This is a genomic window from Pantoea sp. BS_8, assembly GCF_041954965.1.
Taxonomy (GTDB): domain Bacteria; phylum Pseudomonadota; class Gammaproteobacteria; order Enterobacterales; family Enterobacteriaceae; genus Pantoea; species Pantoea stewartii.
The window spans coordinates 654466-667877 of the sequence record NZ_JAVAXU010000002.1 but is presented as its reverse complement, the minus strand read 5'-3'; the positions used below and the strand labels follow the sequence as shown (position 1 = coordinate 667877).

General features: G+C 53.6%; 17 protein-coding genes. 12 read left to right on the top strand and 5 right to left on the bottom strand.

From position 1 onward, the window contains the following. The first annotated feature begins 1 nt into the window (after position 1). Genes RAC65_RS08635 through RAC65_RS08625 form a run of 3 tightly spaced genes read left to right on the top strand, consistent with a single transcriptional unit; the run spans position 2 to position 3073 of the window. Positions 2-1312 carry a PTS sugar transporter subunit IIC gene (locus tag RAC65_RS08635; protein ID WP_375096584.1) on the top strand — a complete coding sequence of 437 codons (1311 nt, stop codon included), beginning with the start codon at positions 2-4 and terminating at the stop codon, positions 1310-1312. 3 nt (positions 1313-1315) lie between these two features. After that, positions 1316-1630, top strand: coding sequence for a PTS lactose/cellobiose transporter subunit IIA (locus tag RAC65_RS08630; RefSeq protein WP_006118134.1), 315 nt, complete (start codon positions 1316-1318; stop codon positions 1628-1630). A 12-nt stretch (positions 1631-1642) separates the two neighbouring features. Continuing rightward, positions 1643-3073: a glycoside hydrolase family 1 protein gene (locus RAC65_RS08625; RefSeq protein WP_375096583.1), complete on the top strand. Its 1431-nt coding sequence runs from the start codon at positions 1643-1645 to the stop codon at positions 3071-3073. A 25-nt stretch (positions 3074-3098) separates the two neighbouring features. On the opposite strand, the gene RAC65_RS08620 is transcribed toward RAC65_RS08625, so the two are convergent. Together RAC65_RS08620 and RAC65_RS08615 are read right to left on the bottom strand one after the other, a co-directional pair. Then, a complete protein-coding gene (locus RAC65_RS08620; RefSeq protein WP_033738604.1) occupies positions 3099-4112 on the bottom strand; it encodes a LacI family DNA-binding transcriptional regulator in 1014 nt (337 codons plus the stop codon). Positions 4113-4202: 90 nt separating this feature from the next. Next, a complete protein-coding gene (locus tag RAC65_RS08615; protein ID WP_033738779.1) occupies positions 4203-4850 on the bottom strand; it encodes a CPBP family intramembrane glutamic endopeptidase in 648 nt (215 codons plus the stop codon). Positions 4851-5331: 481 nt separating this feature from the next. On the opposite strand from RAC65_RS08615, the gene RAC65_RS08610 reads away from it, so the two are divergent. Continuing rightward, entirely contained in the window at positions 5332-5628 is a 297-nt protein-coding gene (locus tag RAC65_RS08610) for an I78 family peptidase inhibitor (protein ID WP_006118138.1), read from the top strand. Positions 5629-5836: 208 nt separating this feature from the next. Then, positions 5837-6157, top strand: a complete 321-nt coding sequence (locus tag RAC65_RS08605) for a hypothetical protein (RefSeq protein WP_006118139.1) — start codon at positions 5837-5839, stop codon at positions 6155-6157. Positions 6158-6169: 12 nt separating this feature from the next. Here the strand turns inward: RAC65_RS08605 and RAC65_RS08600 are convergent, their stop codons facing one another. Next, positions 6170-6421 (bottom strand): biofilm development regulator YmgB/AriR family protein, encoded by a 252-nt coding sequence (locus RAC65_RS08600; protein ID WP_006118140.1) that lies wholly within the window; start codon positions 6419-6421, stop codon positions 6170-6172. A gap of 699 nt (positions 6422-7120) precedes the next feature. Here RAC65_RS08600 and iraP point away from each other — a divergent pair. From iraP to RAC65_RS08585, 3 genes are all read left to right on the top strand, one after another. Continuing rightward, the gene (gene iraP / locus RAC65_RS08595) at positions 7121-7375 is read left to right on the top strand and encodes an anti-adapter protein IraP (RefSeq protein ID WP_006117590.1); all 255 of its coding nucleotides are present in this window, start codon (positions 7121-7123) and stop codon (positions 7373-7375) included. A gap of 116 nt (positions 7376-7491) precedes the next feature. After that, entirely contained in the window at positions 7492-7794 is a 303-nt protein-coding gene (locus RAC65_RS08590) for a PsiF family protein (RefSeq protein WP_006117589.1), read from the top strand. 223 nt (positions 7795-8017) lie between these two features. Further along, positions 8018-9550, top strand: a complete 1533-nt coding sequence (locus RAC65_RS08585; protein WP_375096582.1) for an FAD-dependent oxidoreductase — start codon at positions 8018-8020, stop codon at positions 9548-9550. A gap of 47 nt (positions 9551-9597) precedes the next feature. On the opposite strand, the gene proC is transcribed toward RAC65_RS08585, so the two are convergent. Then, positions 9598-10410: a pyrroline-5-carboxylate reductase gene (gene proC / locus RAC65_RS08580; RefSeq protein WP_033738612.1), complete on the bottom strand. Its 813-nt coding sequence runs from the start codon at positions 10408-10410 to the stop codon at positions 9598-9600. Positions 10411-10690: 280 nt separating this feature from the next. On the opposite strand from proC, the gene RAC65_RS08575 reads away from it, so the two are divergent. Further along, positions 10691-11140, top strand: coding sequence for a YaiI/YqxD family protein (locus RAC65_RS08575; protein WP_006117586.1), 450 nt, complete (start codon positions 10691-10693; stop codon positions 11138-11140). Position 11141: 1 nt separating this feature from the next. Here RAC65_RS08575 and RAC65_RS08570 read toward each other — a convergent pair whose 3' ends face one another. Further along, positions 11142-11849, bottom strand: a complete 708-nt coding sequence (locus RAC65_RS08570) for a DUF2076 domain-containing protein (RefSeq protein ID WP_006117585.1) — start codon at positions 11847-11849, stop codon at positions 11142-11144. A 282-nt stretch (positions 11850-12131) separates the two neighbouring features. On the opposite strand from RAC65_RS08570, the gene aroL reads away from it, so the two are divergent. From aroL to ppnP, 3 genes are all read left to right on the top strand, one after another. Then, positions 12132-12656 (top strand): shikimate kinase AroL, encoded by a 525-nt coding sequence (gene aroL, locus RAC65_RS08565; protein ID WP_006117584.1) that lies wholly within the window; start codon positions 12132-12134, stop codon positions 12654-12656. Between the two features lie 111 nt (positions 12657-12767). Then, positions 12768-12959, top strand: a complete 192-nt coding sequence (locus tag RAC65_RS08560; RefSeq protein ID WP_006117583.1) for a YaiA family protein — start codon at positions 12768-12770, stop codon at positions 12957-12959. Positions 12960-13113: 154 nt separating this feature from the next. Beyond that, a complete protein-coding gene (gene ppnP, locus RAC65_RS08555; RefSeq protein ID WP_006117582.1) occupies positions 13114-13404 on the top strand; it encodes a pyrimidine/purine nucleoside phosphorylase in 291 nt (96 codons plus the stop codon). The last annotated feature ends 8 nt before the right edge of the window (positions 13405-13412 follow it).

The following is a 13412-nucleotide window of genomic DNA, read 5'->3' as shown; positions in this document are numbered from 1 at the left end:
AATGAGCCACTTCAGTGAATCTCTATTCGGCGTCATCGAAAACCGTATTAGCCCACTGGCGGGCCGTCTTTCCAGCCAGCGTCATGTCATCGCTATCCGGGACGGATTTATTGCCTCCATGCCGTTTCTGATCGTGGGCTCGTTTATGCTGTTGTTTGCTCATCCGCCTTTTTCGGCAGACAGCAGTTGGGCGTTCGCACAGTGGTGGCTGGGCATGGTAAAGGCGCATGAAGAACAAATCATGATGCCGTACAACATGACGATGGGCATTATGGCGCTCTATATCGCCAGTGCCATCGCCTATAACCTCGCAAACAGTTATAAGATGAATGGCTTTATGGCGGCCAGTCTGTCGCTGATGGCGTTTCTGGTGGTGGCGGCACCGCAGAACGGCAAAACGTTGCCGGTTGGTTCGCTGGGCGGGGAGGGCATTTTTACCGCCATTCTGGTCGCGCTCTTTGCGACGGAGCTGATGCACGTTCTGCAGAAATACAACATCGGTTTCAAACTGCCCGAGCAGGTGCCGCCGAAGATCCGTCAGTCGTTCGATCTGCTCATCCCGATTATCACGATTTTTATTACGTTGTTTCCCCTGAGCCTGTGGGTACAGGCGCAGTTCGGCATGTTGCTGCCTCAGGCCATCATGGCCATTTTCTCGCCGATCATCTCTGCCTCTGATTCGCTGCCTGCCGTGCTGGTGGCGGTACTGCTGTGCCATCTGCTATGGTTTGCAGGCATTCATGGGGCGGTGATTGTCGGGGGCATATTGCAGGCTTTCTGGCTGACCAATCTCGGTCTGAATCAGCAGGCGCTGAACGCGGGAGAACCCGTCAGCCACGTGTTTATTGAACCCTTCTGGCAGTTTTTTATTGTTATCGGTGGCTCCGGTTCGACGATGGGGTTGGTGTTGCTTTACTTACGCAGTCAGTCAGCACATCTGCGATCGATTGGAAAACTGAGTGTGGTGCCCAGCATGTTCAACATCAACGAACCGGTCATTTTTGGTTCACCGGTCGTGATGAACCCCATTCTGTTTATCCCTTTTATTCTTGCCCCGTTAGTCAACGCCGTCATTGCCTGGATCGCCACCAAAACGAACCTGATTAATCACGTGATCTCACTGGCTCCGTGGACGACGCCCGCCCCCATTGGGGCCGCCTGGTCAACCGGCTGGGACTGGCGCGTTATTGTGTTGATTGCCGTGCTGGTCACTATTGCCACGCTGATCTACTACCCGTTTTTCAAAATGTACGAGCGTCAACTGCTGCAGCAAGAGCAACCCTCTGCCGCAGCGCAACCGGTTAAGGAGTAACCTATGGAAATTGATGAAAGCACGGTAATCGAACTGATTATCCAGGCAGGCGAAGCTCGCTCCTGTTCAATGGAGGCGTTGCGGGCGGCGCGGCAGCAAAACTGGGCGCAGGCGGACAGTATGCTCAGTGCCGCAACCGCGGCGGCCAAAGCAGCCCATCAAACGCAGACGCAACTCATTGGCGCTGATGAGGGCAGCGGAAAGATTCCGGTCAGTCTGATTATGGTCCATGCTCAGGACCACCTGATGAACGCAATGCTCTGTCGCGAACTGGCTGAGGAGATCATTCAACTGCGCCGGGAGTTAGCCGCACGTTAAACAGGAGGTTATATGCAACATTCGACATTGCCCGCGTTTCCCAGGGACTTTCTCTGGGGCGCGTCCACCTCAGCTTATCAGGTTGAAGGGGCCTGGAATGAAGAGGGCAAAGGGCCTTCCGTCATTGACCAGGCAACCTTCCATCAGGATCTTACCGATTTTACCGTTTGCAGCGATCACTATCATCGTTTCAGAGAGGACATCGCGCTGCTGGCGGAGATGGGATTAAAAACCTACCGCTTTTCCATTGCCTGGAGCCGTCTTTATCCCGAGGGCGATGGTGCGTTGAACCCGGCGGGCGTGGCTTTTTATCAGCAGGTGATCGATGAACTCTGTCGGTACGGCATTACGCCGCTGGTCACCCTTTATCATTTTGATTTGCCCTGGGCGTTGCAGCAGGCGGGCGGCTGGTCTTCACGGCGTACAGTGGCGGCCTTTGAGCGTTTTGCCATCACCTGCTTTGAGCACTATGGTCGTCAGGTTAAGTACTGGCTGACCATCAACGAACAGAACATGATGATCCTCAAGGGCGATGTGATTGGTACGTTGCCACCCGGCACCGCCGATCCGCAGAAAACGCTGTATCAGCAGAATCACCATATGATGCTGGCACAGGCAAAAGCGATGATCGCCTGCCATGAACGGTTGCCGGATGCCAAAATTGGCCCGGCACCCAATATCTCCTGCGTCTATGCCGCCAGTGCGCGGCCGGAAGATGTGCTGGCAGCCGACAATTTCTCTGCAATTCGCAACTGGCTCTATCTGGATCTGGCGGTCCATGGTCGCTATAACGCCGTGGTCTGGGCTTTCCTGAAACAGCGCGGCTGGTTACCGACGCTCGAAGACGATGACATGGCCATCATCGCCGCAGGCAAGCCGGATTTTATCGCCTTTAATTATTATGCGTCCGCGACGGTGGGGGCCGAAGGCGAGGGTGAGCAAAGCGAAAATAAACCTCGGCCCGATCAGCAAATGGCGGGCATTGATCGGTCGGTTTATGTGGGATGTGATAATCCGCATCTGCGGCAAAATCAGTTCGGCTGGTATATCGATCCGGTGGGTTTTCGCATTACGGCGCGCCAGATTTATGCCCGCTATGCTTTGCCGCTTATCGTGACCGAAAACGGGTTGGGTGCCTTTGATCGGCTGGAGGCCGATAATAAGGTACATGATGATTACCGTATTGCGTATCTGCGTGAACACATTGCGCAACTGCAGCTGGCACTTGCCGATGGTGTGAAACTGTTTGGCTATTGTCCCTGGTCGGCAATAGATCTGGTAAGTACGCATCAGGGCATCAACAAGCGTTACGGCTTTATTTACGTCAACCGCGATGAAAAAGATTTAAAGGATCTGGCACGTTACCGTAAGAAGAGTTTTTTCTGGTACCAGAAACTGATTCGCAGTAATGGGGCAACGCTGAACGATTCAGTCGACTACTGATGGTGCGCGGCAGGGATGCCGCGCCTTACTGTTTATAAGGCCCGTCAGTGACCGAGGCCCGTTCGATCAGGTGACCGCTAAACGGCGGCAAGGCCGTGACCGCTTCCCCTTCCAGCATCGCCACCAGCTGCGCCAGCGTGTGCTGAATCATCTCTGCGACCGGCACATGTACCGTGGTGAGCGGCGGCAGAAAAAATTCCGCCATACGAATATCATCAAAGCCCAGCAGGGAGACATCCTCCGGCAGCCTTTTGCCCGCAGCGTTTAGCGCCAGCGCGGCCCCAATAGCCATATCGTCATTACTGGCCATCAGTGCACTAAATGGCATGTCCGATTCAAGCAGCGTTTTTGCCGCCGCCATGCCGCTGGCGGGCGTCCATGCACCCTGCACGATCAGCGCACGGTCCGCTAAGCCATGCTCGTCAAGCGCCTGCTGATAACCGGCCAGGCGGGCCGCAGCGGTCGGCGAGCCTGCCAGACCCGTAATGAAAGCGATGTCGTAATGGCCGCGCGTAATCAAATAGCGGGTGGCCTGAAAGGTATTCTGCTGATGGGTGGCCCAGACGCAGTGTGCCGGATGACGCTGCAGCTGACGATTCACCACCATAACGGGAATGGCGTGCTGCTCAATAATGGCATCCAGCGCCGCGGTATCCAGAAAACGGGGATAGATAATGATGGCGTCACAGCGCAGGTCGAGCAGAAACTCAATGGCGGCACGTTCATCGTCAGCGCTGGTTTTACCATCCGCCAGAATAAGCTGCCGGCCATAGTTATTCGTCAACGTAGCAGCCTGAAACAGCAATTCGCTGAAGTAAGGCCCATTGAATAAAGAATGGGTAACGATAAGCCCGATATTCTGGGATTTCTGCGTCGCCAGGCTACGCGCCAGCAGGTTAGGGCGATAACCGGTTTCCGCCACAGCCTGAAAGACCTTCTGTTGCGTACTCTTACTGACGTAGCGATTTCCCGCCAGCACGCGCGAGACGGTGGCTTTAGAGACGCCGGCCTTGCGGGCCACATCCAGCATGGTAATCATGGGCTTTCTGACCATCCTTCCCTGTTAGTAAAAGATACACGCTGATTTTACGCAGGTTAGTGATGACCCGGTAACAAAAGGTCAGCGGGATCAGGCGAAATACCAGGCAGGCAGAATCGCAATCAGATTATTCAGCGTATGCAGAAAGACCGGCAGGGCCAGCGTATTGCTGCGCAGCCGGGCGTAGCAAAGCAGCATAGAAAACAGCGTCAGCGCCACCACCGTTTCCCAGTGGACATATTGCGTATGCATGAGCGCGAACAGTAACGAGGTCAGTAATACACAGGCAAAACGGCTGTTAGGTGCCCACAACAGAAATCCCTGTAATAAAAAGCCGCGAAACAACACTTCCTCAAACACAGGAGCCAGTAAGACGGCGGTCAACAGCAGGATAAGCATCGAACTGGGCCCCTGCTGAGTTTGTGCGACCAGCCAGCCTTCCGGCTGCAAATACTGCGTTTGTGCCACCATTAAAATAAACAGCGCGCCAATAAACAGTAAAGTCTGACCGGAACGCAAAAAGCCCAGAGGAATATCGGTACGACGCTGGCAATAAAAGCGATACAGCGGATAGATAACGGCAAATTCAAACAGGCAAAGCACAGGCACCAGTAAACCGTCATTACGCAGAATACCGTAATTAGGAAACAGGGTAATCAACATGGTAACGAGGTAATAAACAACAAAGCTGCCGACATAAAACAGTGTCAACGTCACTCTGTCGGAATTGGTGTTCATAGGCGACCCAGCCAGCGAAGATAAGCGCATAGTAGCAATGCCTCAAATCGCTGTCGAGAGAGCCGATCACACAATGTTAGCTGTTTATTACGCTACGTAAATGAGTCTGGATTAATCAGTTAAAAATCAGTGCCTTGCCTGCGTTACACTTTGTCGCCTGCCAGGTCGCCCAGCCTGTCAGGCGTGAAACCGCACCCGCGAACGGGCCGCTTATCGCACCCGAACCGCAATCAGTGTCATCACAACGGCAAAGCAGATAAAAATCACAAGTTCCATAGTAGCCTCCTAAGATAATTCTTAGTAAGGTTAGCGTCTTGTATTTGAAATTCTGAACGGTAAGTGCCTTTACACTGGTTATCTGGCAATAAGGCAGCATTTAATGCTTAATAATGTGTGAATCGCTTGATTTTAACGATTCAACCCGGTGGTGGGGCTTGTTACGCTTCAGGTCAGGGTTTAACACGATTACAGGAGAACATACGTGAATCATTACGGAAAAGTGCTGGTGGCAACCGGCTTCTTACTGCTGACGGCCTGTCAGTCCACCACGCAGCCTGATACGGCAGCCGTCCCGCCCGGCAAGGAAGCGGACAGCTGTGGTGCCTCCCGTTACCAAAACTTTGTCGGCAAACCTCTGTCCGCCCTTGAGCAACAGCGTTTCAGTCAGAAGGTGCGCGCTATTCCGTGGAATTCTGCCGTCACGATGGATTTTAATTTCGCCCGCCTGAACTTTCTGGCAGACAAAAGCGGTACTATCACCCAGGTCTATTGTGGTTAAGCGTTAAATAAACCGCGCATTGTCATTGAGGTGTCATGGGGACAGGGGAAGATAAGGTCGGTATTCTGCTGTCTTCAGCCTGTGGTCGTCTGGTCGCACTGAGCCAGCAGGATCGGGATTCCCTCGTCACATCAATTTGCAATGCTCGTCTTGTTTATTCCCGCTCTGGCGGGAATTTTTTTCTGGCTCAGTCTGGAAGGAGCAACGCATGTACTCTCGTCCACGCCTCTCACTGTCATTACTGTTGCTGATCAGTCCGGTCGCACTGGCTTCCAGCCCGACGGCATGGCAGGAAAACCAGCAGGTCATGCGGCAGGCCTGTATTAATGCCAGTACGCTAAGTAAGGTAAAAATCGTGGGCCAGCCCATCGACTATGATGACAGCGTGGGTTACAGCGCCTTGTTACTTGAGGGGCATTACCCACAGAAGCAAATGAAAAACCGGCGTGGGCGTGAACTCTGCCTGTTTCAACGCAGCAGCGGCCGTGCCAGTGTAAGTGAAGCCCGTCAGCTCCGTTGGGTGAAATAGCATAAAGGCGGCCTACTCACGTGGCCGCGCTTCCATCAACTGGGCCAGTAAACCCCGGTAACGCTGCAGGCGCTGCTCATCCCCTTCAAACTCCAGTTTATTAATGACGCGTGCGATTATTGCCTTATTCGTTGTCGGCTGGCCTGCTTCCATCAGTTCACGCAGGATAACGGCCAGCAGATCGGACTCCGGCAGCACGTTCCAGTCCGGGCTGTTGAAGTAATCAGTGATAGCACGACTGGCACTATTAGATTGGACGCTCATTCCCCGTCTCCGCAAACAGACCCTTTGCCCGGTGCGCAACGGCGCAGCAGGCAGAAGCTACTGAATGATGGGCTCCCGGAAAGAACGGCAAGGGTTTTATCGGGAGCGTTTCGTTGGTCAGAACAGCCAACGTCCCGCCCGTACCTGGCGGTTTTTTAAACATAGGTGGGCCAGAGAGGATTGTCAGTAACAGCCTGAAATATTTTTCAGATGTGATGAGTGAAAATCGAATAGTGCCAATATGCAATAAGGCGTTTTTTCAGATTATTTTGATGAAAGACAAGCTGTTGCACTGAACCAGGTGCGTTTTTGGCGCAACCAAAGGGCTGAGTAGCTCGTCATTACCGGGCCGTGCGGATCCGGTTGTCCAGGTGGAAGGTTAAGGAACAGGGGGGCCAACTGCCCGCCATCGCGGGGAGATTATTCTCACGTTAACGGGAATGAAAACGGCCGTTATCGCTTGTAAGAAAAGAATCTCTGCTAAAAAAAGCCAGCCGGGAATCTTTATTTTATTTCGACTGAGTGAGTCAGCGTGTTATTTCATTGCGATAACAACGTTTCGTTTTCCGGCAAAATAAATGCAATAAAACCGTAGCGACAAAATGGCCTGAGTCGGGCGCAAAGCGGGCTGAAAAATCACTTTGTTTTTTAATCTGACGAATGCTAATTTTTATTTGTCTTACACGAAGGGGCCCCGGCATGAAAAACCTGATTGCTGAGTTGCTAATCACCCTGGCAGAAAAAGAAGAGGCGTCAAAAGAGCAGGTTGCACAGATCGAAGCGCTGGAAATCGTGGTTACCGCGATGCTGCGTTTGCTTCCACCCGAGCAGCATCACGCTATCGTCAGCAGTATTGAAACCGCCATGATGAATGCCGATGTAGATCATAATGATAAAAATACGGTCCTGCTAAAACGTTATGTCACGCGCTTACTTAATCGTCCGCGTATCTGAAAAGTGCCACCGACAATTCAGATTTGCGATCTCTGCCTTATTCCCTGATAAACGTATTCCGTATAGCGTGTAACGTGCCAGAATTAATCTGTTTTCATCAAGAGGGAGTGAATACAATGAAACGCGGTTTAATGACGCTAGTGTTAGCAGGCTTACTGGTGGGCGGCAGCGCCAGTGCGGCTGAAAAAACGCCACAACAGCAAAAAATGGCCATGTGTAATGAACATGCCACGTCACAAGCGTTGAAAGGCGATGTGCGAAAGAAATTTATGAGCGATTGCCTGAAAAAGGACAGTAAGGTCGCCGACATGTCGCCGCAGCAGGTAAAAATGAAAACCTGTAATCTGCAGGCCGGTGATAAAAAGCTGACGGGGGAAGCACGCAAAACCTTCATGAGTCAGTGTCTGAAGAAAAGTTAACGTTCGGTCGGCCATTTCGGTGGCCGCTTTAGTTTTCTCCTGCCTGCGCTGTCACATCCTCACGTATTTTTAATTTCCGCTTAAACAAACAGTTAGCAAAAAATCCTGACGTTAAAACCGGAGTCTGGCCGATCCTTTGCCACACTTACTGTTTACAGGCATTTGCGCAGAAGCCCTGTTGATCTGCGCGTTCAGCCGTGACAGTCGGAGAAGGAGCTATGTCGTGAACTATCAATTTGTGGTCGCTCTGAAGGATTTACCGCACCGCCAGCCGGTTAAAAAAAAGCTCGGGGAAACAGAGCTGCTGTTAATTCGTGATGGCGACAACGTACACGCTTACCAGGCGAAGTGTCCCCATGCCGGCGCACCCCTTGAGCAGGGTGCCATTTGTGAAAACCGGCTGATCTGTCCTTGGCATAAAGCCACTTTTGAACTGGACAGTGGCAAAATGTGTGAGCCGCTCGCGCTGGCCGATCTCAAACAGTATCCCGTGCGCATTGAAAACGAGGCGGTTCTGGTGAATCCCAAAGCCATGTCGCCTGCGACTGCGATAGGCAGTGGAGCCGCTGCGCCGGTCTTTGTCGTGCTGGGTGGTGGCGCAGCCGGGAGTGCGGCGCTATGGCGGTTACGTCACGAGGGGTTTAAAGGGCGGCTGATCCTGATTGAGCAGGAGCCTGATGCACCCTATGATCGCACGGCGTTAACCAAATTTGTCCCCTCGGGCAAAATGGACATCGATGAGGTGCCCTCACTGCTGGGTGAGGACATCATGGCGCACGTAGAACGCCTGCAAAAGCGCGTGGAGCGGATTGATAACCATCAGCACCGGATAATATTTGCTGACGGTACGACGCTGCAATTCGATAAGCTCCTGATTGCCACAGGTGGCGCGCCCGTCAAACCTGCGCTGGCCGGGCGCGATCTTGCTGGCGTTCATATCCTGCGCAGTAAACAGCACACCGCAGACTTACTGCAGGCGGTCGATGACACTCAACAGATTGTCATTATCGGCAACAGCTTTATCGGCATGGAACTGGTCTCCTCACTGCGTAATCGCGACATTGATGTCACCGTCATTGCGCGTCATCCGCTGCCGTTTGCGAAACAGTTTGGCGAAGCCGTGGGTCGCTATTTTTATCAGCTCCATCAGGCGAACGGCGTAAAGTTTATCGAAGGCGAGATCGATGCCCTGCTGGGCGAAGACCATGTTAACGCGGTACGACTAAAAACGGGCAAGCATATTGCCGCCGATGTGGTGCTGTTTGCGACCGGCGTTAAACCCGCCACACACTTTATTCATGATTTGCCGCTGCTGGAGGATGGCAGCCTGCAAACGGACGAACAACTCCGGGTGGCCGAGAATGTCTGGGTGGCAGGCGATATCGCCACGTATCCTTCTCCCCAGGGGCCGTTGCGAATCGAACACTTTCGTGTTGCCGAACAACAAGGACAGACAGCGGCCATCAATATGCTGGGCAATATCCGTCACTTTGATCGGGTGCCGTTTTTCTGGACCGCGCACTACGGTACGCGCTATGAATATCTTGGCCATGCGGCGGACTGGGATGACTACCAGTCGGTGGGCTCGCTGGAAGAAAAGGAATTCATGGCGTTTTATGGCAAAGAAGGGCAACTGGCGGCGGTTTTCTCCTGTGGCCTTTACACTCTGACCGCCGCGCTGGTTGACAACATGCAGCAACCCATGACGGTGAAGCAGGCGCTGGCGCTTTATCAGGACTACCGTTCCGCCGGCTAGTGGGGAGGCGTCTGGCAACGCGCACTGCCGTTGCCAGACGCCGCGGGTTAACTGCGGCTCAGCTTCTCTGATTTCGCCATGCACTGCTGCATCGCCTCAATCACGGCGGAGCGAAAACCTTTTTCTTCCAGAACTTTGACCGCTTCTATCGTGGTGCCGCCCGGCGAGCAGACCATATCTTTTAACTCGCCCGGGTGTTTGCCGGTCTCCAGTACCATCTGTGCCGAACCTTTTACGGCCTGTGCCGCAAACTGGTAGGCCTGCGCCCGCGGCATGCCACCTGCCACCGCAGCATCGGCCATGGCTTCAATGAACATAAACACGTAAGCCGGTGCCGAACCACTCACGCCCACCACGGAATGAATCAGGTATTCATCCACTACCGCGGCCTGGCCAAAGCTTTTAAACATTGCAACGACCTCATCGAGTTCGCTCTGTTCAACCAGCGCATTGGGCGTGACCGAGGTCATCCCTTCTCCCACCAGAGACGGGGTATTCGGCATGGCCCGAATGATTTTTCGATCGTGTCCCAGTACGGAGGCCAGATTGTCCAGGGTAACGCCTGCTGCAATGGAGACAACCAGCGTCTCTTTTTTCATGCAGGTGGCGAGATCATTCAGAACTCTGAGGATGACATTCGGTTTTACCGCACCAAACAGGACATCAACATGCTGCGCCAGCGCTTCTGCGCTCTCAGCCGCATGGATACCGTATTGTTCGGCCATTTCCTGATTAGTGCTGGCTTTACGGTCATAAATCCAGATCGCTGACGGTGCAACTTGCCCGCTGTTTATCAGGCCGCCAATGATGGCTTTGGCCATGTTGCCTCCGCCAATAAATCCGATTTTCTTTTCCTGCATCACCGTCTCCTTTGCTGTTTACACATATCAACGATGTAGCTTACTGCAGACAGGATTAATAACAAGTTAGCCCTGTGCTGAACGGCCTGCTGTCCCCCCGCTGACCGGAGGCGTTTAACCGTGCCAGGACATGGCGCGGTGCGCTGCGCATTAAGGCGCAGTGGCGGTGCAGCCAGGTCGGATAAAGCAAGTTCTGCGTTAAAGAGGGCTGTGTTTTTCACTCAACCCGATCAGCAAAACAGGTTACCATCGTCACTCTTTTGCAGAACAAGGAATAACGATGGCTATCTGGGTTGATGCTGATGCCTGTCCTAACGTGATTAAGGACGTGCTGTACCGGGCAGCGGACAGAACGCAAACCGTGGTGACCTTTGTGGCTAACCAGTCCCTGCGGGTGCCACCTTCGCCCTGGCTGCGAACACTGCAGGTGCCTGCGGGATTTGATGTGGCGGACAATGAGATTGTTAAGCGCGTAAACGTCGGCGATCTGGTGATTACGGCCGATATTCCGTTGGCCGCGGAAGTGATTGAGAAGGGCGCGGCAGCCTTGAATCCACGCGGGGAGCGCTATTCACCAGCAACCATTCGCGAACGACTGACCATGCGCGATTTTATGGACACCATGCGCGCCAGCGGTGTTCAGACAGGCGGCCCCGCCGCATTAAGCCCACGGGACCGCCAGCAGTTTGCCAATGAACTAGACAGCTGGCTCCGACAACGCCAGCGCTAAATCAGACGAAGTTGTCGTCGTCGTCGAAGTCATTGCCGCCAAAATCATTCAGGTCGCCGTTGTCGGCGTAGGAATCACTCCAGCCGTTACTTTGATCCAGGAAAGACTGATTATCCGCCCCGTTCTGGTCAAGGAACGACTGATCGTTGCCACCGTTGAAGGTATTCAGACTGTCGTCCACCTGCGGCAACGGCTGCTCGTTGATGATGTTAACGATCTCCTGCGGCTGAGAATGATGGAACATGCTGGTCAGCATATCGGCCATGACTACACCGCCTGCCACCCCAACGGCGGTTTGCAGGGCACCGCCCAGGAAGCCGCTGCCACGTGGCGCCGGGGCGCTGGCATAAGGTTGCTGCGGTTGCGGTGCCTGTTGCGGCGCACTGTTCCACTGCGGCTGAGCTGGCTGCGGTTGGGCGCTGCCGCCGCCAAACAGGCTGGATAAAAATCCACCGCTGCTCTTCGGCTGCTGCTGCGCCTGTTGTTGCGCCAGCTGGTTTTCCAGTTCCTTAATACGTTCATTAAGTTTTTTAAGGGCCGCTTCCTGAATCAGAATGGCCTGCGCCATGTAGTAGGGCGCGCCTGGTTGTTCCTGCAGGTGTTGTTTGATGAGTTGTTCGGCAGCAGCATCGCGCGCCGCTGTCTGGCTTTCCGCTTGTTTCAAACGGCTGAACAGATTTTCAATCAGTTGTTGTTCTTCGCGTTGCATGATTACTCTCCCGTTGCGACTGTAAACAGTATATGGGGGCGATGAGCAGCAATGTAAATTCGTGGCGGTAAGCAAATGTTGCAGAGACAAAAATACGGTGTTCATGCACAAAATGTGCATGGTTAATTCATTGTTTATAAAAAGCTTAATGCAATGGGTTGTCTGACTGTGCGTAAAATACGCTCAATGGGTAGAGGCCGCCATCATTTCCCGCTATGATGCGCGTATTATTTAAGCCAGACCTGCAGCTGTTATGGGCTGTACGGCGGAGGAAGTGCCCAGATGTCCTTGTCCATTTTTTTGATTGGTGCGCGCGGCTGCGGAAAAACCACCATCGGTGAAGCCCTGTCTCATGCGCTGGGTTATGCCTTCCGCGATACCGATCACCACCTGCAATTCACGACCCAGCGAACCGTGGCTGAAATTGTCGCGGCGGAAGGCTGGGAAAGCTTTCGTGCGCGGGAGACCGAGTCGCTGAAAGCCGTGACGGCGCCCTCAACCATCATCGCGACCGGTGGTGGCATGGTGCTGGCAGAGGTCAACCGCCGCTATATGCGCGAACATGGACAGGTTATCTGGTTAAGTGCGCCTTCTGAGGTGCTTGCCCGGCGTCTGGAAAGCCAGCCTGAAGCTGCGCAGCGCCCGACGCTGACCGGACGGCCCATCGCTGAAGAGATGACAGAGGTGCTGCGCGCCCGTGCCCACCTGTATCGTATGGCCGCTCACCATGAAGTGGACGCGATGCAGCCGCCGGAACGCGTTGTTGAGCAAATTCTGCAGTCGTTATCGCTGGCACGCGCCAGCTAACCGTCAGATTTATCTCCTTCCCGCCGCGATTTACGCCTTTTTGACTATACTTATTCCATGACGGGCAACCGCCTGTCGTGTGGAATGTCATTCAGCCAAGAGGGACAAATGATGCCGTCAAGACCTCCTTACCCCAGAGAAGCGCGCGTTGTGACCGTGGAAAAAGGCCCCGAAGGTAAAAAAGTCACGTCCTGGCAACTGCGAGCCGATCATCCGAAGCCGGACTCACTCATCAGTGAGCACGATTCAGAGCAGGAAGCGCATGATGCGAAACAACGTTACGAAGATGTAGAAAAAGAGTAAGCCGTCGCGCTGGCAAGGATGCCGTCGATGCGCGCCCGTCTTATCCCCGTCCCTTGTCACCGCCAGCGATCACATTCGCTCATTATTTCGCGTGACAGATCAGCAAGTTCGCTTCTACACTGCCAGTCACCCTAATGTGCTGTGAGGAAGATTTATGCTCAACGTAAGTGAGTATTTTGACGGAAAAGTTAAATCCATCGGTTTTGACAGTGCGAGCACCGGTCGTGCCAGCGTTGGTGTGATGGCAGAAGGCGAATACACCTTTGGCACTGCCCAGCCGGAAGAAATGACCGTGGTCAGTGGATCAATGAAAGTGTTGCTGCCGGGGGAAACAGAGTGGAAATGGTTCGAGGCGGGATCGGTATTTAACGTGCCGGGTCACAGCGAGTTTCATCTGCAGGTAGGCGAGCCCAGCTCTTATCTTTGCCGCTATCTGAAAGACTGAAAAAAACG